At 40.9% G+C, this 24,039-nt stretch carries 16 protein-coding genes; 14 read left to right on the forward strand and 2 right to left on the reverse strand.

Features of this window, described 5'->3' with window-relative positions; translation table 11 throughout:
* Positions 1-78 precede the first annotated feature (78 nt).
* A complete protein-coding gene (gene galA / locus OQX62_RS06580) occupies positions 79-2,970 on the reverse strand; it encodes a beta-galactosidase GalA (protein WP_265830634.1) in 2,892 nt (963 codons plus the stop codon).
* Positions 2,971-3,461: 491 nt separating this feature from the next.
* Here galA and OQX62_RS06585 point away from each other — a divergent pair, with 491 nt between their 5' ends.
* The 10 genes from OQX62_RS06585 to OQX62_RS06630 all read left to right on the forward strand — a co-directional run bounded on the left by OQX62_RS06585 (position 3,462) and on the right by OQX62_RS06630 (position 18,631).
* Positions 3,462-4,031: an RNA polymerase sigma-70 factor gene (locus OQX62_RS06585; RefSeq protein WP_265830635.1), complete on the forward strand. Its 570-nt coding sequence runs from the start codon at positions 3,462-3,464 to the stop codon at positions 4,029-4,031.
* Positions 4,032-4,197: 166 nt separating this feature from the next.
* Entirely contained in the window at positions 4,198-5,175 is a 978-nt protein-coding gene (locus OQX62_RS06590) for a FecR family protein (RefSeq protein WP_265830636.1), read from the forward strand.
* A gap of 160 nt (positions 5,176-5,335) precedes the next feature.
* Positions 5,336-8,794, forward strand: a complete 3,459-nt coding sequence (locus OQX62_RS06595; RefSeq protein ID WP_265830637.1) for a SusC/RagA family TonB-linked outer membrane protein — start codon at positions 5,336-5,338, stop codon at positions 8,792-8,794.
* 9 nt (positions 8,795-8,803) lie between these two features.
* Positions 8,804-10,207, forward strand: coding sequence for a RagB/SusD family nutrient uptake outer membrane protein (locus tag OQX62_RS06600; protein ID WP_265830638.1), 1,404 nt, complete (start codon positions 8,804-8,806; stop codon positions 10,205-10,207).
* Between the two features lie 11 nt (positions 10,208-10,218).
* The gene (locus OQX62_RS06605) at positions 10,219-10,983 is read left to right on the forward strand and encodes a DUF4843 domain-containing protein (RefSeq protein ID WP_265830640.1); all 765 of its coding nucleotides are present in this window, start codon (positions 10,219-10,221) and stop codon (positions 10,981-10,983) included.
* Positions 10,984-11,000: 17 nt separating this feature from the next.
* Positions 11,001-12,542, forward strand: coding sequence for a PKD-like family lipoprotein (locus OQX62_RS06610; RefSeq protein ID WP_265830641.1), 1,542 nt, complete (start codon positions 11,001-11,003; stop codon positions 12,540-12,542).
* 101 nt (positions 12,543-12,643) lie between these two features.
* Positions 12,644-14,575: a TlpA family protein disulfide reductase gene (locus tag OQX62_RS06615; RefSeq protein ID WP_265830642.1), complete on the forward strand. Its 1,932-nt coding sequence runs from the start codon at positions 12,644-12,646 to the stop codon at positions 14,573-14,575.
* Positions 14,576-14,662: 87 nt separating this feature from the next.
* Entirely contained in the window at positions 14,663-16,660 is a 1,998-nt protein-coding gene (locus tag OQX62_RS06620) for a TlpA family protein disulfide reductase (RefSeq protein WP_265830643.1), read from the forward strand.
* 1 nt (position 16,661) lies between these two features.
* Positions 16,662-17,792: an alpha/beta hydrolase family protein gene (locus tag OQX62_RS06625; RefSeq protein ID WP_265830644.1), complete on the forward strand. Its 1,131-nt coding sequence runs from the start codon at positions 16,662-16,664 to the stop codon at positions 17,790-17,792.
* A gap of 137 nt (positions 17,793-17,929) precedes the next feature.
* The gene (locus tag OQX62_RS06630) at positions 17,930-18,631 is read left to right on the forward strand and encodes a DUF1826 domain-containing protein (protein WP_265830645.1); all 702 of its coding nucleotides are present in this window, start codon (positions 17,930-17,932) and stop codon (positions 18,629-18,631) included.
* 81 nt (positions 18,632-18,712) lie between these two features.
* Here the strand turns inward: OQX62_RS06630 and OQX62_RS06635 are convergent, their stop codons facing one another.
* Positions 18,713-19,219 (reverse strand): peptide-methionine (S)-S-oxide reductase, encoded by a 507-nt coding sequence (locus OQX62_RS06635; protein WP_265830646.1) that lies wholly within the window; start codon positions 19,217-19,219, stop codon positions 18,713-18,715.
* Between the two features lie 242 nt (positions 19,220-19,461).
* Here OQX62_RS06635 and OQX62_RS06640 point away from each other — a divergent pair, with 242 nt between their 5' ends.
* From OQX62_RS06640 to OQX62_RS06655, 4 genes are all read left to right on the forward strand, one after another.
* Positions 19,462-20,067 carry a GIN domain-containing protein gene (locus OQX62_RS06640; protein WP_265830647.1) on the forward strand — a complete coding sequence of 202 codons (606 nt, stop codon included), beginning with the start codon at positions 19,462-19,464 and terminating at the stop codon, positions 20,065-20,067.
* A 720-nt stretch (positions 20,068-20,787) separates the two neighbouring features.
* The gene (locus OQX62_RS06645) at positions 20,788-21,396 is read left to right on the forward strand and encodes a GIN domain-containing protein (protein WP_265830648.1); all 609 of its coding nucleotides are present in this window, start codon (positions 20,788-20,790) and stop codon (positions 21,394-21,396) included.
* Between the two features lie 246 nt (positions 21,397-21,642).
* Complete coding sequence (locus OQX62_RS06650) at positions 21,643-22,878, forward strand: TonB-dependent receptor (protein ID WP_265830649.1); 1,236 nt, start codon at positions 21,643-21,645, stop codon at positions 22,876-22,878.
* A 42-nt stretch (positions 22,879-22,920) separates the two neighbouring features.
* Positions 22,921-24,024 (forward strand): TonB-dependent siderophore receptor, encoded by a 1,104-nt coding sequence (locus tag OQX62_RS06655; protein ID WP_265830884.1) that lies wholly within the window; start codon positions 22,921-22,923, stop codon positions 24,022-24,024.
* Positions 24,025-24,039 lie beyond the last annotated feature (15 nt).

The raw sequence follows: 24,039 nt of genomic DNA on the forward strand, positions 1-24,039 counted from the left end.
CTTGCAGAGGCTGCTTTAAAGGCCGCACTCCACCATTCTTACCTGTCTGCATATCGGCTGTTGATTTTCGCAAACTCCCTATTTATGGGCAAACCTGTTCGGCGATTGCACAGCTTTCACCTTTAATGTACTGCTTTTCAAACCTGGTGATGTGGCAGATAAGGTGATTTCTCCCGGCTTACCTGTAGATTGGATAATGACCTGTGCAAGTCCATTGAATAATTTTCTTTTCCACTGGTCCGCAGCACGATAGATTTGAATGGTTCCGGGGTCGCCATTCACAATATCCCAGTCATTTTTTTTCGTTAAGGGATGTGCGATGATATCTATTGTATTTTTTCCTGCTGCTAATAAAATGCCGCCCAGTACAATCTCACCAGCAGTTTCACCTTCTTTTAATTTGCCCCCGACTTCTTTTCCATTGATGTATATCGTTTGATCTGTTCCTATGCTGTTAAAAAATAGGGTAAGACGCTGCCCCCTGAAGTCATCTGGCAAATCAAAGGTTCCACGATGGATATAAGCAGCTGCCAGTTTTTTGTAATTACGACTGGTAAAAGCTTCTTTCCAGGAGCTGGCATCGGTGTTTACTAATATTTTCCCGGCCGATAAGTCCGGCAGTTCTTTTTCTTTCAAATCAGTGATTTTGATGTTGGTGATATCTTCAATAACTCTGTCTTTCTCTAAAGAAACCGGATCTCCATTTCCAACACCTATAATTCGCCCGGGACCTTTCAGGCTGAAGCTGATCTCATTGTTAGCGGTTGGTACAGTCAGTTGTGCTTTATCATTAACCGAAACAGTTACGATCACGAGATCTTCAGCGTCTGCTTTAACTGTAGGCTGATGACCAGACAGCTGAAGTGCCGAAGCTGTCCCGGTAGTTTGAACTACATCACGCATGGTCTTTTTCCCGTTTTTATAGCCAATAGCTTCCAGGGTTCCGGGTGCATAAGCTACTTTCCACTCCAGGTGTGAATTTACTTTCATTGCTTGTTTTCCGAGCGACTTATGATTTAGGAAAAGTTCTACTTCGTCACAGTTACTGTAGGCCCGGACGTCCATCTGTTTCCCTTCTTTACCAGACCAGTTCCAATGCGGCAGCAGATGCAGGGTTGGAATATCAGTCCACCATGATTTGAGGTAATAAACATTGTCTTTCGGAAATCCGCATAAGTCCATCATGCCAAAATAGGAGGTTACTGAAGGCCATCCAAAAGGGGTAGGTTCGCCTCTGTAATCGAATCCTGTCCAGATAAACATGCCTGCGAGATAAGGACGGCTGGAATAGAACTTCCAGCCTTCTTCTATACTGTAAAATGAAGGACGCGGCTTTTGATCATAGGCTGCTGCATAATGTTTTGCAGTATCGGTTTCATAAATTCCCCTGGTGGCAAAAGTAGACCCTTCTTCAGTTCCTGCACCAGCCTGGTCGGGAAAGCGCTGATGATGTTTGTCGATATCCCCGTTGGCCATATAGTTGTAACCCATCACTTCCAGAACGTCAGATATACCACTTTGGAAACCACCACTGACGCCTGCAGTTGTGGCGCGTGTAGAATCAACACTTTTTGCAACAGCTTGTAGCGTAGTAGCTATTCTGCTGCCTGTAATACTATTCTCGATGCCCCATTCTTCGTTACCTACTGACCAGAGAATCACACTGGGATGGTTCCTGTCTCTCTTGATCATACGGGTTAAATTGCCCAATAGCTGGTCCGTTGTAGCCATTAACCGGTTTTCGTCAATGACCAGCATCCCTAATTTGTCGCATGCCTCCAGCATTTCCGGAGTTGGCGGATGATGTGAACACCTGAATGCATTTGAACCGAAGGCTTTGAGCGCTTTTATCCTGTAAAACTGTAGCTCATCAGGCATTGCCGTACCCACTCCTGCATGATCCTGATGGTTATTTGTCCCTTTTAACTTTACATTCTTATCATTGAGAAAAAATCCGTTTTTAGCATCAAAACGGATGGTTCGGAAGCCAAAAGGTGTTTCATAACGATCCATTTGTTTTCCATTACAGACTATGGTAGTGACGAGCGTATATAAATACGGAACCTCAAGATCCCAGAGTTTTATATTTTCAACAGGAAAACTGACTGCTACTTGTTGTGATTGGTGAGGGTAAAGCGTTACACCATCTTTTCTGGTGGTACCAACGGTTTTTCCGGATGCATCTACAAGTGTGTGCACCAGGGAAACTGCCTGTGCTGACTTAGCTTCATTGATGACCTCAGTGGCTGTATGAACTGTTGCATTCCTGCTTTTAAGATCAATAGCAGTGGTCACGAAGGTGCCGTCTTTCTTCACATGAACCGGAGAGGTTTTAGCAAGCCAAACATGACGATAAATACCTGCGCCCTCGTAAAACCAGCCTTCTTCCATACCTGCGTCAACTCTTACGGCGATTACATTTTCCCCGCCGTAGTTAATTACATCGGTGATATCATAGGCAAAACTATTGTATCCGCTGGCCTCCGTGCCCAAATAATGTCCGTTAACCCAAACACTTGAGTTTCTGAATACGCCATCAAATTCTATACTGATCTTCCGGCCAAGATCTGTCTCCGGAACTGTAATTTTTTTCCTGTACCAGCCGATAGTTTGCTCAGGAAATTTTGCACCAATCGCTTTGAAGCCATGGCTAAAGCTTCCATATTGACTGAAACCTTGTTCTACGGCCCAGTCATGAGGTAAATCCAGTTCCCGCCATGGACGGTCGTCAAATTTTGCAGCAGCAGCACCATCGGCATAACCGGCTTTAGTGAGGTAAGAGAAATAACCGGTTGCATGATCAAAATCGCGCCTGGTATCATAGGGGTGTCCAAACGAGAACCGCCAGCTCTGATCCAGCAGTACACGCTGGCGTACCAATACTTCCGTTGGCTGTGCAAAAGCCAGGGTTGTGAAAAAAAAGAAGCTGACGAGAACTGTGCCCGAGAATATATGTATTATTTTATACATGTTGTTTTGAGATTTATATTGGTAATATCTTATTAGTAACTAGCTGCTAAAATTGCGCATGTACTAACATAGCTTTTTCATTTGAAAAATCATGCATAACAGGAATACCTGTTTATTAAATTACTATATAATCAAATCTATCTGTTTACATTCTTCGTTTTTTGATCAGATCATACCGTATAAATGATAATCCATCCTATTTCCATTTGACTAAAAGCAGGGCTTTCAATGTTTTATAGTGTAGCATGTCATGATGCTGATTGATTCCTTACTACTTAAACAAAGTGGAATTATACCATTTTACAACCGGAACTTTGATTGCGGTGAGGGAAGTAGAAGTCGTCAGCCCAGCTGATTATCATCTGTCTTTAAACACAGTATTAAAAATTTACTTTTAGGCTTAACTATCTATTCTATTTTTTATTGTACCATAGTTTTATGTGTCTAACCAATAATAATTTCATAAATTTGGTTTAACACACCTAAACTTCATGTATAAAGACTATTCAGATATAGAGTTAGTGAGCCTGCTAAATACCAGCAGCAGAGCGGCTTTTGATGAAATATACAGAAGACACTGGTCTGCCATGTACACTGTTGCGTTTAATGTACTGAAAGACCACGATGGCTGTATGGACGTTTTGCAGGATGTTTTTATCTGGGTTTGGAACCACAGGGAAGACCTGGAAGTTACGTCTTTAAAGTCCTATCTGATTTCAGCTGTTAAATATAAGGTGGCAAATGCCCTTCGCAATACCCGGCTCCGGGAATCTTTCCATAATGGAATGGAAAATTTGGAGGCCTCTTTCAATAATTCCGATAGTGAACTCGAATTAAAAGAATTAAAGACCGCCATCGTTCAATTTACGGAAGGTTTACCTGCAAGATGTAAAGAAGTATTTCTTTTAAGCCGAACTGAGCAATTGAGTAATAAAGAAATTGCTGAAAAGATGGGTATTTCTGAAAAAGCTGTGGAAAGACAGATGACTACTGCTATAAAAAGGCTTAAAGTCTCTTTTTTGAGGGTGTTTGTTGTTTCTTTAATAGTTTTTCTGAGCTAGATTTCATTATTTAACGGTTCTGTCCTGTTTTATTTTCGCTTGTTTTTCATGAAAAGTCAAATTGTTTGATTTTTTTTTATTTTTCTTGTGGGGGTAACTGCTTTTTAAGTGCCTTATAGATATAAGCGTCCCGAAGGGAAGCTAAAAGTCATTATAAGGAACAGCAATGAAACAGGAAGAATTCCTTCAGCTACTAGAAAGAATACATAATGGCAGCGCCGATGCCGCTGATATTTTACGATATAACCGCTATTTTAATCATTTCCAGGTTTCAGATGAGTGGAACGAAGCCACAATGGGCGGAAAAAAGGGGAGAGAGGAATTGTTATTCCATAAAATAGAGCAATCCATTGGTCAAGGTGCTGTTGTTAAAAAAATGCCTTACAGCTGGAAGAGAATAACGGCAGTTGCGGCTATGCTCCTGTTACTGCTTACTGCTGGTCTTCTGTTTTTTAAGTTGCCACAAGAAAAACCATCACAAATGGTTTCCAAACATACTCAACCTGCATCTGCAACGAATGACCTGATCCAGTTGCCGGATGGAAGTACCGTGATTTTAAGTGCCGGCAGTCGTTTAACCTATCCCGCTTCATTTAATGGTCAGCCTACCCGTGAGGTTTATCTGACCGGTAAGGCATTTTTTGATATTAAACATTTAACGCATCAGCCTTTTATTGTACACACAGGTAAGGTAAAAACCACTGTTCTGGGCACGGCATTCGATATTGACTCCCGTCAGGAAGTTGGCAAAATCACCGTAACTGTCATCAGGGGTAAAGTGATTGTGAATAAAGAGAGCAAGACACTGGGCACACTGACACCAAACCAGCAAGTGGTTTATAACGTAAAGGAAGATAAAGCAACGGTGAACAAAATCAATGCAGATCAAACAGTTTCATGGCGGGAGAAAGACCTGCTCTTTAATGATATCGAGTTTAATCAGGCTGTATTGCTGCTGCAAGAGCGTTTTAATGTGAAAATTACCATTGATGATAAAGAACTGGCGGCAGCACATTTTACCACCACGTTATTTGAAAACCAAAGTCTGACAGATTTTCTTGGGCTGATCTGTGATTTTAATCATGCAACATATCATTACAATCCCACAACCAGGGAGGCTATCATACAACCGAAACTCAACTAAAAACCATGACCGCAAGCAAACCAACATAACAAAAAGGTCCTGCTACATCAATCAAATGGGGGTTTGATGATGCTGCAGAACCTCCGGGCCACTCCATAGTGGGGCAGGCCCTGGCATTAATGTAATTCTCAGATTGTAAATCACACAAACATTCGAATATATGATTTTTTCTGCAATAGCAGCAAGATACAGGGCATGCTATGTCCGGCACGTAAACAAAAAACTCTTAATTGATTTTATGCGCATCACTTGTTTCACTTTCCTGGTGGTCACCATTTCAGCACAACTGCTAACTGCATCTTCTTTGAAAGGGCAGGAAATGAAGACTGTAAAAGTTAAGATCACTTTAAAAAAAGAAAGCCTGGTTAATGCACTCGACAAGATCGAAAAGCAGACGCCTTTCCATTTTCTGTACAGAAAAGAAGATATGAAAGGTCTGGCATTGCTGAACCTAAGAGAAACCACAACTACGGTAGACCAGCTATTGAAGGCATTGCTGGCAAATTCTGATTTAGAATTCAAACAGGTTAACCGCCACATCGTACTCAGTTTAAAAACATCAACCACTACAAAAAATGCGAATGAAGAAAACGTCTACTTAAAAAAGAATACCAATAATGCAGATCCGATTCAAATCAATGGACGGGTAATTGATGACAGTAAAAGAGGAATCCCTAGTGTAAGTATCTGGCTTGTAGATTCTAAAATAGGTGCCGCTACAGATAATAACGGTTATTATACCTTAAGTGTGCCGGATTCAAATGCAGTCATTGAAGTGCGTTATGTAGGGTTTGCTACCAAAAGGGTAAAGATTAAAGGCGGTGCCTATAAGATTATTCAGCTGCAGACAGATCAGAAAAGTCTGGATGAGGTAGTAATTAATAACGGTTTGTTCGATCGCAAGGTTGGTAATTTTACCGGGGCAGTAGCTACTTTCAACAGTGCTCAGATCAAGGTGGTAACCAATCAAAATGTAATTGCTGCACTGGCGATTCTTGATCCTTCTTTTGTCATCGTAGAAAACAATAGTCTGGGCTCAAATCCAAATGCCCTGCCGGATGTGCAGCTGCGTGGTCAGACAGGATTTCCTAATGTAGGGGATCAGTATGCGAATGCACCAAATCAACCCTTGTTTATCCTGGATGGTTTTGAAACTACGCTGCAGCGGATTTATGATTTAAATATCAACATGATCAAGAGCGTGACCTTACTGAAAGACGCTTCTGCAAAAGCCATTTATGGATCTAAAGCAGGTAACGGAGTAGTTGTCGTGGAGACCGTTAAACCAGAACCGGGTGCCTTACGTGTGTCCTATTCAGCAAGTTTAAACTTAGAAGCACCAGATTTATCCAGTTATAAACTGACCAACTCTGCGCAGAAGGTGCAGGCAGAAGTGCTGGCAGGAAGATATATCTCAGCTAATCCTGTAAATGAGGCCGTGTTGACGGCTCAATATGCCATCAACCAAAAAGCAGCTCTAGAGGGTGTTGATTCCTATTGGCTTTCTCAACCGTTGCAAAATGGTTATGGACAACGCCACAGTGTAATGGTTGATGGTGGAGATCAGGCTTTAAGGTATTCTGCAAACATGAATTACAACAAAAATATCGGGGTAATGAAAGGTTCGGACAGGACTACAATCAGCGGCTCTATTAATTTGTCTTACAGGACGGATAAGTTTTCCTTCAATAACATCTTGACGATCGACAAAAATACGGCAAAAAACTCTCCATATGGGTCTTTCAGCGATTATGCGCGGATGAATCCATACTGGAGAATCAATGATGAGTCGGGGCATTTAATTCCAACTTATACAAATTTTGGAACGACAGTATACAACCCTTTGTATAACGGCGAATTAAATTCAAAAGACAACAGCAAATACACCAATATCGTAGAGAATTTTTACACGGAGTGGAGACCATCCAAAGTATTGAGATTCACCGGTCGTGTAGGTTTAAATATGCAAAGCAATAACTCGGAGAATTATGTCTCGGCAAATAATACGCGCTACGCAGCTATTCCGGTAACGTCTCCGTTGTATCAGGAACGTGGAGAATATACCATTACCAATGGGAACAACTCAAATGTGAGCAGTGATATAGGTGCGGCTTATACACTTGACCGTGGGAAACACCAGTTGCTGGCCAATGCCATTTATTCCATTACACAAAACGTAACCAATATCAATGGCATGACAGCAGTAGGATTTCCTAATGACAACCTTGATTTCATCTCGGCAGGTTACAAGTACCGCGACGGATCAAGACCTACGGGGTCAGAAAACACAGCACGTACGATGGCTGTAACCACAGCTGTAAACTATGCGTATGACAACCGTTTTTTATCAGATCTGAGTTACCGTGCTAATGCCAGTTCACAGTTTGGTGCAAATAACAGATGGGGTAGTTTCTGGTCGGCCGGTCTGGGTTGGAACGTACATAATGAAGCTTTCATGAAAAGCCTTCAGGGAAAAGTAGATCTCCTAAAAATCAGGGCCAGTATTGGTAGTACCGGTACGCAAAACTTCAGTGCTTATGACGCTTTAACTTCCTACAGGTACAATACCGCGCAAAATTATAATGGTGATGTAGGTTTTAACCTGATTTCACTGGCTAATCCAGATTTGCAATGGCAAAAAGTAATGGATAAAAATATTGGTGTCGACATCAGTTTATTCCAGAAATTAAGCCTGCGTTTTGATGCCTATATCAAAGATACACAGAACCTGCTTTCAGACCAGGTATTGCCTTTGTCAACAGGATTCAGCGCGTATAAAGAGAATATCGGACAGGTGAGGAATCAGGGCTACCAGGTAGGTGCCAGCATGCGGGTGTATAACAATTCATCTTCCAACACATTTGTAACTGTATTTGTGAATGCGGCGCACAATACAAACAAGATCAGAAATGTTTCCAGTTCACTGGAACAACTGAATACAACAGAAGATGAAAATAAATTGAATTCTGGTTCTACTGCTGCAGAACGTGCATTGAGACAAAATCCATCTACGCGTTATGTTCCGGGACAGTCAATGTCGGCCATCTGGGTAGTACCATCACTGGGGATCGATCCATCTAACGGCAGAGAGATTTTTGTGAAGAGAGATGGCTCACAAACCTACATCTGGTCTGCTGAAGACTATGTAGTAGGGGGCGATGCTAATCCCTATATGAACGGATCTTTCGGAAGTAATGTGAGGTATAAAAATCTGACAGTCAATTTTGCTTTCTCATTCAGATTAGGCGGTCAGGCTTATAATACCAGTTTGGTTCAAAAGGTAGAGAATGCTGATTTTATCTATAATGTTGACGTAAGAGCATTGGAGCAACGCTGGTCTGTTCCAGGTCAGGCTGCAATTTACAAAGATATTGCAGACATCACGCCTACTAAACCAACGTCCAGATTTGTTCAGGACCTGAATGAATTGACATTTTCTTCTATCAGCTTAGGCTATGATTTCAACAAACTGAAGTTCATGGGGCCAAATAATAAGAGCCGTATCAATGTTGCTTTAAACCTGAACGATATTGCCAGGGTAGCAACGGTGAAAACAGAACGTGGTTTGGATTATCCTTATGCACGTACCATATCAATGTCTATACAAGCTAACTTTTAAGATAAGAACATGAAGAATATTTATATTGTTTTAATGCTGATCGCAGCAATGGCAACGTCTTCCTGCAAAAAATGGCTGGAAGTAAAGCCTAAAACTGAAGTAGAAGCTTCAGTTGCTTTTAGAAATGAACAGGGTTACAAGGATGCCCTGACCGGGGTGTATTTGGATATGACCGCTAACGGTTTATACGGAAAGGAACTTACTTTTGGTATGATGGATGTACTGGCAAGAGAGTACACAACGGTTAATGGTGCAAGCTATGGAGGTTATGAAACTTTCAATTATGCACAGGATTCTTTAAAAACCAAAATTGATGCTTCCTGGGCAAAAATGTATAACGTGGTGGCCAACACCAACAGCTTAATCATGAATATCAATTCGGCAGATCCGGCATTGTTTTCTGCCTCCACAATGAATATCATTAAAGGTGAGGCTTACGGTTTGCGTGCTTTCCTGCACTTCGATTTGTTAAGGATGTTTGCCCCGGCACCGTCTTCAGCAGGTGGAGCTACAGCGTTAGCGATTCCTTATGTAGAAACGATTGAGCCTAAGGCTACACCTATAGCTACTGTAACAGAGGTGCTGACTAAAATCCAGGCAGATCTGGCAATTGCAGCGGAGGCCTTAAGGGGTACCGATCCGATTTTACAAGGGAAAACGTCAACAGGATACTTAAGGGATAGAATTTATAAGTTCAACTATTATGCGGTTAAAGCCTTGCAAGCCCGTGTTTACCTGTATGCTGGTGACAGAACAAATGCATTGATTTGTGCTAGAGAAGTGATTACTTCTGGCAGGTATCCTGCAGCGCAACAGGCAAATATCATTAATGGGAACGACCGTTTGTTTCAGGATGAAATCATTTTTGCCTTGAATATCAATAACATTGCGGCCACGGCGACCAATTATTTTTCAAGGACTTCCACCAGTTTACTGGGAAAAAGTGCAGCTAATTACCTGGCTGAAATGGATAATGCCTCGTCTGATTACCGTCTGATCTATCTGACTTCCACAGCTGATGTAACTTCTATTCTGTTTCCAACCAAACTGGTACCACTGGCAAGCGGAATTGCCTTTTATGGAAATAAAATGCCTGTTATCAGGGTATCTGAAATGTATTACATCGCTGCAGAATGTTTAAAAGATACAGATCCGCAGGCTGCTGTAGATTATCTGAATTATGTAAGAATGAACAGGGCACAGACAACTGTAATCCCGGCTACTTACACAGCTGCGCAGATTCAGAATGAAATATTCAAAGAATACCGCAGGGAATTTATCTGTGAAGGTCAGCTGTTTTATTATTACAAGCGGGTAAACTCTCCAACAATTGCTTATACCACTGCCACTGGTAGTAACGCGGTATATGTTTTTCCAAAACCAGATCAGGAAATAGAATACGGAAACAGATAATACATAAAGAAATGACTACGAAATTCAGAACACTATTGATATTGTCTGTTACTTTATTAACAGGCCTGTTAGGCTCCTGCGCAAAGGAGATCGACACTTATGAAGATGATCCAAGATTGTATTTTTTTGAACGTGCAACCGACCTTGTACAAACAAGAATCACATCTAAATCTTTTTCTTTCCTTTCATTGCCAGCTGCAGTGGTTACGGATACCGTAAAGATTAAGGTGAAAACCATGGGATTGGCCACCAGCTATGACCGTGTGTTAAAAGGAGCAACTATTGCCACAGGAACTACGGCAACAGAAGGTGTGCATTATGTGTTTTTAAATGGGATGATTAAGGCGGGACAGGTAGAAGGTTTTTTACCTGTATTATTAAACCGTACCACAGATATCAGGAATACAAGCTTAACGCTCAACCTGACTATCGCTGCTAACGAGAACTTTAAGCCTGGTGTAGTAGAGGATCAAACTTTTACTTTAAGCTGGAGTGAGGATGTGGTCAAACCTACCAACTGGGATACGTTGATTGGTTTGAGCTTTTATTTTGGTCCCTACAGTAAAGAGAAGTTTCGCTTTGTGGTGAATACAACCGGGATAAGCGATTTTCCCCTACAGCAAAGTGGCAGGGTACCGCTGAATCCGGGTGAATATTCCAACAGTATGATGAATGACATTAAGCTGCGGGTTAAAGAAGCACTTGCAACTTATAATGCAACACATGCTGTACCATTAACAGATGAAACCGGAACACTCATCACCTTTCCAAACTAACCCTTAAAGAGAGCATTATGAAAACGATTAGACTATCCCTGTACTTTTGTATCGGAGTACTGCTTACGCTGGCAGTTTCCTGTAAAAAAGACCTCGGGAAATATGATTATACGACTGTAAATACCCCTGTGCTGGATACCACCCAGGTGCCTGCAAGTTATTCCATCGAGCGTTACGCGAATTTAATTATTGATCCGAAAATCAGGATGAATGGCATAGATACCACCACTCTAACCTACAAATGGCAATTGTACAAGACAACGGTGGCCACGGGACAGACCAATGTACCCAGAGTACTTTCCACATTACGCAGGTTAAACGTCCCTATCGCTGATCAGATTGGCTTGTATAACGTAGAACTTATTGTTACGGACACTAAAAATCAAGCGAAAACAAATATTGTGTTTGATCTGAGTGTATCTGCCGGCATGGAATATGGCGTACTGGTACTACACACTGCAGGAACAACATCAGATGTGGACTTTCTAGTCACCCGTAACGCAGTGCCCCTTCCTGCTATTCCTGAAAAAAGAATCAGGAACCTATACTTATCTGCAACAGGGGCAGGCCTGCCTGGCATAGGTCGTTTTATTAGTCCGAGCAGAAGGACCAGCTTTAGTGCTATAGTTACAAACTGGGTAACTGTTGGAACCAGTACACAACTGCAAAGAGTGAGCGGAAATGACTTTAGCTTCCTTAGGGATAATGGCTCGTTATTCCTGAGACCCGGAACAGTGATCAATCCGCAAGCACATAACTTAAGTGATATCAGTTCTTATGAGACGCTGATCAATGACGGGAAAATGTACTTTACCAATGCTTCAGATCAGTTAGTGGCATCTTATTCTGCGGCTTTGACGGGTGATTATTACCTGGCCCCTTTTACGGTAAGCGGAGCCTCTGGCGCATTGATCGCTGTGGGCTATGACCAAAAGTATGGCCGTTTTATCCGTCCTACATCGGCTACAGCAGGCACGATAACAGATTTTCGTACGCCGGGAAATACTGCTCAGCCATTTAACCTGACCAATATTGGTATGGATATGGTGGGTATGGATCGTGGAATCAGCAATTATACCCTGGCCTTTTTCAAAGAGAAAACTGGTACCCGCAGGTGGTTATACGTAATTAATTTCGCTACCTCTGATAATGGCCTATTAGGCATCAGCAGCAGTGAAATGACCAACCTCCCTGAAATTGATCAGGCGCTGTTTTACCAGGGCAACAAGGCTTCTAACATTTGTTATTATGGAACAGCTGGTAAGATTTACCTTTATGACTATACGACAAGTAACCGCCCGACTGTTGGATTTACTGCACCAGCAGGAGAGACAATTACGTGTATGAAAGTATACAAACCTACACCAAATGCTAACCTGGCAGCTGTGGATGGTACGCTATTATATGTAGCCACCTGGGATGGTACGCAGGGCAGGGTATATGAACTCGGTATTAATCCAACTACGGCTGTGATTAATCCAACACCGCTGAACAAGTTTGAAGGTTTTGGCAGAGTTGCAGACATCACTGCTAAACCAAGAGGTGCAGGGAATCTATAGGCGTACATTTTATAAAAATCTTTTATGAAGCTTGCATAAGTTGACATCGTAGATATCATCTTATACAAGCTTCATCACAATTAAACATCAATTAAATTCCTATGAAAAAATTAATCCTTGCAGGCATCACTATGATACTTGCAATTACTAACCTGTCACTTTCTGCGCAGGTCAAAAACTTTACGCTGAGTACCGAAAAACCTGTTGCAGGGGAGCAGGTAGGTGTGATTTACAACCCTAAAGGGACAGTTCTTGAAGGAAAAAAGAAAATCACAGCTACGGTGTACCAGTTCTGTAATTATCAGTGGAGAAAGAATGACATTGTGCTGGAGAAAAAAGACAGCATATGGACCGCCAACTATCTTTTACCAGCAGATGCGAGTCTGGTTGCCTTCAAATTTAAAAGCGGGAAATCAGTTGATATTGGTCAGTCAATGGCTTACGGATGGCTTTTATTTGGAAAAGATGGTAAAAATGTTCCCGGTGCATATGCAGGCTGGGCATTTTTAAGAAATGCATCAGTTCCGGAAATGTTTCCTGACTTTACTAAAACCCAGTTTTTGATTGGGGATGATGTGGTGGTATACTGGATGGAACAGCAACTTCGGTATGTGCCTTCAAGCAAGAGAGATATCTTTTATGCCCATTTGAAAGTCCTTAAAAAGGTAGATGCAGAGAAGGCAAAAAAAGCCGCAGTGAGAGATATCGCTTATATGAAAAACCTGCCTGATTTGACAGAAAAGGATTTGAATAACATCAAACGCGTATACGCTGAAATTTTAGAATTACCGGCATCGGCCGATTCTATGGCGAATGTAATTGCTTCGATTGATTCTGCAGCGATCAAAAGCCGGAATCCGGAGAAGCTTGCAGCCATGAAGTTGATCGGAGCAGAAAGGGATTACAAAAAGTTACTGCAGCTGAATATTAGTTTTCTCGAACGTTTCCCAATGGATAAGGCAGATCGTGCTTTTGATCAGGCCAACAGGATCGACTATGCTAAAGTTTATTCCTCTATCCTGATTATTGCCTCGGTGGAAAAGGACGCTGTGACGTTCAAAAAGTATATCACAACAGCGCCATTTGCTACGCTACCTAATGCTTTCTATAAGTGTATGTATGTGCCATATGTGTCACTCAAAAGTTTTACGGCAGAACAGGTTTATGAATATGCGCGGCCAATGATGGATAGGCTGATGGACTTCAGCGAGGTAAAACCTGAGGGTTTTATGGACGTATATCTGGGCAATGCGGGTGTATATGCAGACGTTCTGATGCATTTAAATAAAAATGAAGCAGCGCTGGGCTTTGCAAATGCTGCACAGCAAAAATATGAATATGGCAATTCTCCGCTGAACGAGGTAACCGCCATATTACTGGAAAGGGCCGTGCAGCAGGATAAATTGAAATTTGTGCTGAAAAGTAGTATGAAGAAAAATCAGATGACGCCTTTGATGCTGGAAATGATGAAAAAGAACTACATCGCGCTGCATAAATCTGAAGCCGGTTACGATACTTATCTGGCCTCTTTAAAAGATGTGAAGTTAAATGCAGAACTGGAAAGTAAGGTAAAGGAGTCGATGATCAAAAAGGATTTACCAGAATTCAGCGTAAAGAATAACAAGGGTAAGCTGGTAAAACTGAGCGATCAGAAAGGAAAAGTGGTTGTATTGGATTTCTGGGCTTCCTGGTGCGCACCTTGTAAAGCGGCTTTCCCGGGAATGAAGATGGCCGTAGAAAAATATAAAAACGATAAGGATGTAGCCTTTTTCTTTGTAGATACCCAGGAGCATATCAAAGACTATGAAACCTATGTAAAAAAGTACCTGAAAGACCATAATTTTGATTTTGAGGTGCTGTTTGATGCAGATGCAAAACTATCGAAAAGCTTTGGTGTAGGACCAATTCCGCATAAAATGGTGATCGATAAAAATGGAAAACTGCGCTTCTCTGAAGTAGGCTATATGGGCAGCCCGTCTGAATTGGTAGATGAAATTAGCATGATGGTAGAACTTGCACGTAAGGCAGATTAACATTTTATACCCATGATTGCCAAAAACTGACGATAGGTTTGGCTCAGCGGCAGTCATATAATTCGATTTAATAATTAAACACACAACATGAAATCCTTAACAAAAAAGAGTTTACTCCTTCTGATGATGATGTGCATTGCCTTAACTGGCTTTGCGCAAATTCATTCCAATTTCACCTTCAAACCGGAAAAGCCTGCCAATGGCCAGACCATAGAAATATCTTATGATGCCAAGGGTACGCCTCTTGAAGGCAGGCAAAATATCACTTCTGTAATTTATCAATATATCAACTATAAATGGGTGGCAGCGGATGTGCCTTTCACTGGTACAAATAATCTTTGGAAAGCCAGCTTTAAAACACCTGCAAACTGTGGATTTTTAGCAGTTAAATTTAAATCGGATACCCTGACCGATAATAACCGTGACACTGGTTATTTTATCATGTTGCAGGATAAAGACCGTCCGGGTGCACTGGCTCCGGGATCTTACCTGGGCTGGGGCGTAGCCCGTTCCCCAAAAACAGAAATGGATATTCCAGGCTATATGAAATTTGAAGGTATCAGCGATACGGCAACCTACATGTGGTTTAACCAGGAAATTACTTTCAACCAGGCCAACAAGTCTAAACTGGTAATTCCTTATTCCAGAGCAGTTAAAAACTACTTTAAAGACGCTGCAACGCCTAAACTAAGAGCTGTGATTACTTTCCTTACCCGCGCTGATGCAACTGAAGATGAATTGCAGAAAGCAAGAACCATCAGCGGCAATATTATGGGCGATGAGAAACTTAAAGATTCTATTGAAAATATACTCACTAAGAAATTCCCTAATGGCAATCTCGCAAAGTTAGCGGCATATAGAAATATCAGTAAAAATAAAGAAATGCCTGCCCTTATTCAAGCATCTGAAAAATTCCTGGCAGATTTTCCGGCTGCTGAAACCAATGCGGATTTTGACAAAGATAACTTTATCAATTATGGCACAGTTTATCAGAATATCATTGTGGTTGGTGGTTATCTTAATAAAGATGATAGCTATCTCAAAAAATACATCGATGTATTACCCTATAACATTTTATCTACTATCTTTTATAAAATAGTTGGTATCCCTTATAAAAGGAAAGACGAAACACCAGAAAGATTATTGACTAAAGCAGAAATAATGCTCACAAGATATAAGTATTTTCTGGCGAACCAGCCTGCTGATTTAGCTTACTTATCACCCCTGGAATGGAAAACAAACTGGGAGCAGGAGCGCGCCAAATTCGAATACATTCCTTATATCAGTTTACTGATGAGTGCGGGCAGAGACGAAGAAGCTTTTAAATACACTGAAGTAGTAGAAAAGTACCTGGAGTATAAAGATGCAACTGTCAACAATTACTACGCCATCCTGCTTCAAAAGAGAGGTGAAACGACACACTTAAACGAAGTACTGAAATACAGCTTGTACAATAACCAGGCAACACCCGAAATGCTGGAAATGGTTAAAGCAGATTATATCAGGCAAAATGGTTCGGATAAAGGATATGATGATTACCTGAGCAAATTGAAGAATCCGGCTGATAAAGCGGAGTTTGAGAAAATGGTAGCGGAGGGGATGATCAATAAAGCGATGCCGGAATGGTCTATGAAAGACATGAATGGTAAGGTAGTCAGCTCAAAAGCACTGCGCGGTAAAACCGTTGTACTTGATTTCTGGGCTACATGGTGCGTGCCTTGCAAAGCCTCCTTCCCGGGGATGAAGCTGGCGGTAGATAAATATAAAAACGATAAAGATGTTGTTTTTTATTTCGTAGATACCGAAGAGCGTGGTACAACTTACAAAGCGGAAGTGATGAAATATATCAAGGAGAACAATTATCCTTTTAATATCCTATTTGATAACACAGCAGCAGGGTCTAAGCAAAACAGTGAGGTTTTTGACCGTATCTGTAAAGAATTTACTATTTCCGGGATACCACAAAAATTATTCATCGATAAAAACGGTAAACTGCGCTTCATCTCCGTAGGTTACAATGGCAGTGCTTCTGCATTGGCGGATGATATCTCTACACTGGTTGAAATGACTAAAACAGCAAAATAACATGAAAAACTTTTTTTTAATACTATCTATTCTATGCTGCGGTGTTGCAGCAAATGCACAAACGCAACCTTCGAAAATCCAACAGGCCCTGAAAGAGCAGGTTGTTCCGGCCGCGCAACAGAAAAAATATACAGAGACTACGGTCAGCTTCAAGAGCCCGGGAGATACAATCACCTTTGCCGGTGCCTTAACTGTGCCTAAGGGAAAGAAAAATGTGCCTGCTGTAGTCATCGTATCCGGTAGTTACCAGCAGGATAGAGACGGGATGATGGCGGGTCATCCACTGTTCAAAGAAATTGCTGATTACCTGAGCAGTAATGGCATAGCTGTATTACGGTTGGATGATCGTGGTACAGGTAAGACTACCGGTAATTATGGCACCTCAACTACCGGAGATTTTGCTGATGACGCGCTCAAAGCGATTCAATACCTGAAAAGTATCAAAGGCATTAATCCTGCCAAAATAGGACTTTTAGGACATAGTGAAGGTGGTGCCGCCAGTGCTATCGCTGCTGGAAAAAGCAAAGATGTAGCCTTTATTGTCAGCATAGCGGGTCTGGCTACCTCCGGTTATGCTTCCCTGATCCAGCAGAATGAAGATCTGGTGAACAATTCGCAGCTTACAGCGGTAGATAAAAAACGTTCCAATGAGATCAATAGGTTGATGTTTGATGTAGCATTGAAATATGCGGATTCTGATAGTCTGGAGAATAAGCTGAATACTACTTACAATGACTGGAAAGTAAAAGATGATGCTTATTTTAAAACATTAAATATAGAGTTTGATCATTTCCGTTTTCCGGTTTACAGTTATGTAAGGTATGCAATTGGTCCGTGGTACAGGTATTTTGTGAAATTTGATGCGCCAAAAACTATTGCACAGGTAAAGGTGCCTATTTTAGCATTGAACGGTGATAAGGATCTGATGGTATCCCCCCAATCAAATCTGGCCAACTGGAAAAATTACGCTGCTGCGGGTGGAAATACTAAAGTAGAAACGCATTTGCTTCCCGGTCTGAATCATCTCTTTCTGCCATGTGTAACTTGCACACAGCAGGAATCTTCAACATTAAAAGCCGATTTTTCTCCTGAAGCATTGCAGATTATTGGTACCTGGATTAATAAAATATAATCCTTCCGATTAAATAGAAAACCTGAGAGGCTGTTCATTCACATGATCAGCCTCTTTGTATGATTAGCAGATTTGAAGGCTTTCTATGAGTTGTAAAGAACTTTCTCTTAGCTTTGTTGTAAAATGATTTTATTGGTATGATGATAGACTTATCTTACGCGGAGCATCAGATTCATTGTGTCACAGATTTTCAGGACTTGGTTTCCATGCCATTTAAGGGAGAAATGAATGCCATTTGCTGGACGCGCAGCCTCATGGGTGATTTCTCTGAAATTGTTAAAAAAGTGGAGCTAAGCGGAAATATAACAACTATTGAAGAAGAGGAAATTCGTGAACTTCAGTTAAGTGAACAAGGACAACTTGCCCGCGAAATTCTTTTAAATGATTTGAAGCTATTGAATGCACATGGCGCATCGCCAATCCTTAACATAATCAACCACTATGATCGGGATGATAGCTTCCCCTTTCTTCCAACCGATGTTTATTCTTTTCATGTAGATCGCTCACCCATACCAACAGATACCTTTTTATGCACTTACTATGGCGAGTCGAGCGACATATTGCCAAATTCACAGGGCATACAGAAAGTGCTTATTCCGGAAATACGTGTTGAACTTGAAAAACTGCATCGTGGTGCAGAGGAAGATTTTGAGTCATTCTTAAGTGAAAACTTCTTCGATCTTCACTACCAGGCTAAACCTGATGCACGGCCCATCAGCTTAGGCCTGGGGAACCTGTGGCGATTGGCAGTTGATCATCCGGAAAGTCAGGTTCTTCCCTGTCTTCACCGTGCACCTGAGGAAAAATCCGGACAAAGCAGGCTGTTACTGATCTGTTGATCATAATTCCTTGATGACAGACGTCTTTTGAAAATTGCTAGCTGGATGATAGCATGCGACATCACTCAAATCGATTGTTTATCAGGATGTTAAATGTGTTAATTTAACCAGATCCACCTTATTGCTGAATCTGCTGATCAGTTCATTCAGTTTAGGGTTAATGATGTTGGTACAAAAAGGCTTTGCTATATCCTTATAATAATAATTCTGGTATTCCGGCGTGTTGAGTCTGAACTGTCCGAACATCAAGTTTTCGGTGATGACAGGTGCCGGAAAGTTTTCCTGTAGTTCAAGCATGGCATTTTTTACCATTCCAATTTGAGCAGCGTTAAAGCAGTAGACTGCGGAACGGTATTTGTCTCGCATCGCATGCGAAGAGGTGCAGCTATGTGTATAGAGATGGATGGCGGTTAGTTCCTGAAGTGATATGATTTCCGGATCAAATGTAACCAGCACGGCTTCTGAGAAACAATCTGTCTGTTCTGCATCAGCAATCCAGCCCTGGAGCACTTCGATAATACCCCTTAAAGATAAAAAGATTGCTTCTGTACACCAGTGGCAACTTCCACCAAACCCTATTTGTTCCATTACATCACAAAGTTAATTATTCTGATCCTGCATCCCAATCCCAAATCAGGTAAGGATAGAATGTATTCTTACTTTTTGATATATTTTTTAATGACCGTTGGTCGAAAAATTACAGGAGTTGGTCGGGAGTTACAGTGCCGTGGTATAATACGGTGAAATCTGCTGAAACGTTTGCGGGGTGTTGACGTCTTAACTACAAACAATTAAGAAAAAGACATTTAAAAAACTCAAAAACAAAAGATATGAAAACTTTATTCAACACCGTATTAAAATCAGGTTCAATTGCCATCGTTTTATTCGCATCAGTATTTAGCCTCACTGCATCAGCCGCCACAGTTACAGCAGATAGGGGATCCTTTAATCCGGATATTAAAAAAGTAATCGTGACCGGTAATACCAAAGTGCTGCTGGTACAGAACAATAAAGAATATGTAACGATGGATAACCTGGATCTGGAGAAAGTATCACTGAAACAAGTGGGTAACACTTTAACGATCAGTTCATCAGAAAGTAATCCTGTAACAGTAACTGTTTATGTGAAAGATTTATACCGTATCGATGCTGCAGATCAATCTAATGTTAGAACTTCAGGTAACTTCAATTTGAAAAACCTGCAGGTAATGCTGAAAGATGACGCTAAAGCCCGTATCAAAGCCACTACTGCAAGTTTATATACGGTAATTGACGGACGTGCAAAGCTGGAACTGATTGGTACTTCAGACAGCCATATCTCTAAAATGGCTGGGCTTGCAACAATTGATACGGATAAATTCGCAGCATTAAAAACGGAAGCGATCACTGCAGGTAATGAAGTTGTAGCCTTCAATTCACATAGAAATTTGAAGTAGATCAAATTAATTTCGGTTCTATTTAAAATAGTAAAAAACAGACAATGCGGATTCATACCCGCATTGTCTGTTTTTGTTTAGCAGCATCATTTTGAGCTATTGAAATGAAGATTTGCATTCCACTTTTTTCTCCTTAAATACGATAAATTATTGCCTCTGACTTTCTGTAACACCCGGACTCATTTTCAGGGTAACATGCGCCTGTGCTGTAGGACGGGTTGTGTTAGCTCTAGAGATCTACTAGGGTAAGTCTAGGGTGAGTCCGGTACTTTTTAACTAGTAGAATTGAACCGGACTCACCCTAGTTTAAACCTACTCGTACCCTAGACTTACCTTAACGCTACCCCGGGCACTCCTCCTGTCTATTCTTTTTACATCTGCTGACCGGACAATTATGGACAAGGGAGGACAATTATGGACATTGCTATTCGAATATTTTTCTTTGTTAAAATGATGATTTACATTCGTTTAAAATAAATCAGCACACTGTGATGATAAGAGCAAAAGGGAAGTTTTCAAAAGATTAGTTAGCCTGCTGGTGTTTAAAATATTAAACGACCGCAGGTAGTGACCGTTGGTCGAAAAATTACAGGAGTTGGTCGGGAGTTACAGTGCCGTGGTATAATACGGTGAAATCTGCTGAAACGTTTGCGGGGTGTTGACGTCTTAACTATAAACAATTAAGAAAAAGACATTTAAGAAAACTCAAAAACAAAAGATATGAAAACTTTATTCGCCACCGTATTAAAATCAGGTTCAGTTGCCATCGTTCTATTAGTATCAGTATTCAGCCTTACTGCATCAGCCGCCAACGTTACAGCCGATAGGGGATCCTTTAATCCGGATATTAAAAAAGTAATCGTGACCGGTAATACCAAAGTGCTGCTGGTACAGAACAACAAAGAATATGTAACGATGGATAACCTGGATCTGGAGAAGGTATCACTGAAACAAGTGGGTAACACATTAACGATCAGTTCATCAGAAAGTAATCCTGTAACCGTGACTGTTTATGCGAAAGATTTATACCGTATCGATGCTGCAGATCAAGCCAGCGTTAAAACATCAGGCAACTTTAATTTGAAAAACCTGCAGGTAATGCTGAAAGATGACGCTAAAGCCCGTATCAAAGCCACTACTGCAAGCTTATATACCGTAATTGACGGACGTGCAAAGCTGGAACTGATTGGTACTTCAGACAGCCATATCTCTAAAATGGCTGGGCTTGCAACAATTGATAAGGATAAATTCGCAGCGTTAAAAACCGAATCTATCAATGGAGAAAATAAGGAAGCAGCATATAGAATAGCCGTAGTAGCTAAAAGGTAACATCTTTTCATTCAACACCTCTTAACTTATTACTTATTGGAGAAGTCGATCCGGGTACAACCTGAATCGACTTCTTTGCTTTTCTATAAACACAACAATTTTATTGAAGGCCAGACTGATTATGAAGTAATCGTGTGCCTTATCATGAGAATAAGCGACGCAAGTGGTAATTATTTCCCTATCTTTATTTATACCTATTATAAATAATGCTAGATTTGGCGAATTCTTACACCAAATCTTAAAAAAATGATTCAACATTTACCCGACCTTATCCGAATTAAGGTATTGCAAAGGGGACAAAAACTCTTTATGCTGCTGCTGGTTTTTATTGCCTTTAATACAGGCATTTCTGCACAAGCCCAAAACGTAATCTTAACTGGAACAATCAAAACAGCTGATGGACAGCCTGCAGAGAACGTGACTATTTCTATCCCTTCGCTGAATCGAAGCAGTATGACAAACCATCTGGGGGAATTTAAAATCACCAAATTGCAGCCCGGTACTTATAAAGTAACAGCAAGCTCAATAGGATTACAAAGTCAGGAAAAAAATGTAGTACTGGTAAGTGGGCAAAATAATACGCTCAGTTTTATACTGAAGGAAACATCCGGACAGTTAAATGCAGTGAATATCTCGGCAGCAAAAGTTAACAAGTTTGCCAGCAAAAAAACAAGCTATGTAGCCCGGATGCCGATTTCAAATCTAGAAAATCCTCAGGTATATACCTCCGTGACCAAACAGCTGCTTACTGAGCAACTCGTGGTTGATTTTAAAGAATCTCTAAGAAATGTGCCGGGAGTGGTACCTAATAATAACCCTGCCGGCGGAACAGGTGGAACAATCAGGGGTTTTACAACTGGTACAACGGTGAGAAACGGATTGGCTGTACAATCCTATCAGACAGATCCTATCAACATAGAACGCGTAGAAGTAATCAAAGGTCCATCGGGAACACTGTTTGGAAGCAGTATTGTGAACTTTGGTGGTTTAATTAATCAGGTGACAAAAAAACCATTGGATACACTGATGGGAGAAATAGGGCTGACTTTAGGCGAATATGAGCTGAGCAGACTTACCGCTGATATTAATATGCCTTTAAATGCTGACAAATCAGCCTTGATGAGAATTAACGCCGCTGCCCACAAGGAGAATTCTTTTCAGAACTACGGGTTTAAAAAGATGTATACTTTTGCACCAAGTTTTTCTTATAGAGTAGATGAGAAACTTTCTTTTCTGATAGAGGCCGAATTGAATAAAACTAACAGGTCCACTATTGCCTATCACCAGAATTTACAAAATACCTCGTATAAAAGTTTAAAGGATATCCCCGTGCCTTTTGAAAATGCGCTGACAGGCTCAAATCTTGATGCTGCACTTACTTCTACTAATTTCTTTGCAGAAGGAAACTATAAAATCAACGAACACTGGACATCTACTACAAGTGTTGCTTATGGGGAAAATCAGATTGACCACAGCAGCTAGGTTTATCCGCAGTGGACGGCAGACAATAAGTTTAACAGGTCTATATTCAATTACGGCCCAAGAATTTTTACCTCTCTTAACGGGCAGCAAAATTTTAATGGCGATGTAACGGTGGCTGGGATACGTAACAGAATAGTTATTGGTGTTAATTTTTATACGTTTAAAAGTTTCTTGAGATTTACCAACGTAGGTATTTATGACGCAATTGATTTAACGGCGTCACCAGTAATTCCGGGTATAAACAGGGAGAAAGTAGATGCCATTATTGCCACAAAAACGCAAACCAACACGCAGAATAAACAAGGCTCTTATAGTGCATATGCTTCGGATGTGATTAATCTGACTGATGCATTAATGGCGATGTTAAGCTTAAGGGTGGATCGTTTTGAAAATGCAGCTGCAGTTGCTGACGGTATAAAGGCACCTACCGGCGCTTTCAATCAGACTGCATTTTCTCCTAAACTAGGTTTGGTTTATCAATTGGTTAAAGATCAGGTATCCGTATTTGGAAATTATATGAATGGATTCCAGAATGTAGCACCAGTAACGCAAATTACAGGGGTAGTAGATATTTTTAAACCACGCCAGGCAAATCAATGGGAAGGTGGTGTAAAGTTTGAGATTTTGAATCATAAACTGAATGCAACTTTTAGTTACTATGATATCAAAATCAGTAATGATACGCGTTTGAATGCTGATAATGTATCCGTGCAGGATGCTACATCAAAAAGTAAGGGTTTTGAAGCAGAATTAATCGCAAATCCTGTCGAAGGCTTAAATATTGTGACGGGTTATGCAAAAAGCAGTTACAGAATTATTAATGCAGCTCCAGGCGTAATTGGTAAATATCAGGCTCAGACGCCAACAGAATATGTCAACTTTTGGGCAAGTTATAAATTCAAAGGGGCATTGAAAAACTTAGGTGCAGGATTTGGAGGCAATTATGTATCCGACTGCTTTTTTGATGCAGCTAATACGATTGTAATCCCAGCTTACACTGTATTGAATGCGTCGGTATTTTTTGATCAGCCAAAATGGCGACTTGGTCTGAAGGTAAATAATATGACTAATCAGAAGTACTGGACGAATTATGGTATTGCTGAAATGACAAAACAGTACCTCGCCAACATTAGTTTTAAATTTTAAGAATTGAATCAGATC

Source organism: Pedobacter sp. MR2016-24 (genome assembly GCF_026239655.1).
GTDB lineage: Bacteria > Bacteroidota > Bacteroidia > Sphingobacteriales > Sphingobacteriaceae > Pedobacter.

Excerpts from the sequence above, each read along its gene's own strand:
- OQX62_RS06635 (WP_265830646.1), bottom strand. The coding sequence starts at position 19,219 with ATGGAACAAATAGGGTTTGGTGGAAGTTGCCACTGGTGTACAGAAGCA.
- OQX62_RS06600 (WP_265830638.1), top strand. The coding sequence starts at position 8,804 with ATGAAGAATATTTATATTGTTTTAATGCTGATCGCAGCAATGGCAACG.
- OQX62_RS06615 (WP_265830642.1), top strand. The coding sequence starts at position 12,644 with ATGAAAAAATTAATCCTTGCAGGCATCACTATGATACTTGCAATTACT.
- OQX62_RS06610 (WP_265830641.1), top strand. The coding sequence starts at position 11,001 with ATGAAAACGATTAGACTATCCCTGTACTTTTGTATCGGAGTACTGCTT.
- OQX62_RS06595 (WP_265830637.1), top strand. The coding sequence starts at position 5,336 with ATGATTTTTTCTGCAATAGCAGCAAGATACAGGGCATGCTATGTCCGG.
- OQX62_RS06605 (WP_265830640.1), top strand. The coding sequence starts at position 10,219 with ATGACTACGAAATTCAGAACACTATTGATATTGTCTGTTACTTTATTA.
- OQX62_RS06590 (WP_265830636.1), top strand. The coding sequence starts at position 4,198 with ATGAAACAGGAAGAATTCCTTCAGCTACTAGAAAGAATACATAATGGC.
- OQX62_RS06620 (WP_265830643.1), top strand. The coding sequence starts at position 14,663 with ATGAAATCCTTAACAAAAAAGAGTTTACTCCTTCTGATGATGATGTGC.
- OQX62_RS06650 (WP_265830649.1), top strand. The coding sequence starts at position 21,643 with ATGATTCAACATTTACCCGACCTTATCCGAATTAAGGTATTGCAAAGG.
- OQX62_RS06640 (WP_265830647.1), top strand. The coding sequence starts at position 19,462 with ATGAAAACTTTATTCAACACCGTATTAAAATCAGGTTCAATTGCCATC.
- OQX62_RS06630 (WP_265830645.1), top strand. The coding sequence starts at position 17,930 with ATGATGATAGACTTATCTTACGCGGAGCATCAGATTCATTGTGTCACA.
- OQX62_RS06625 (WP_265830644.1), top strand. The coding sequence starts at position 16,662 with ATGAAAAACTTTTTTTTAATACTATCTATTCTATGCTGCGGTGTTGCA.
- OQX62_RS06645 (WP_265830648.1), top strand. The coding sequence starts at position 20,788 with ATGAAAACTTTATTCGCCACCGTATTAAAATCAGGTTCAGTTGCCATC.
- OQX62_RS06585 (WP_265830635.1), top strand. The coding sequence starts at position 3,462 with ATGTATAAAGACTATTCAGATATAGAGTTAGTGAGCCTGCTAAATACC.
- galA (WP_265830634.1), bottom strand. The coding sequence starts at position 2,970 with ATGTATAAAATAATACATATATTCTCGGGCACAGTTCTCGTCAGCTTC.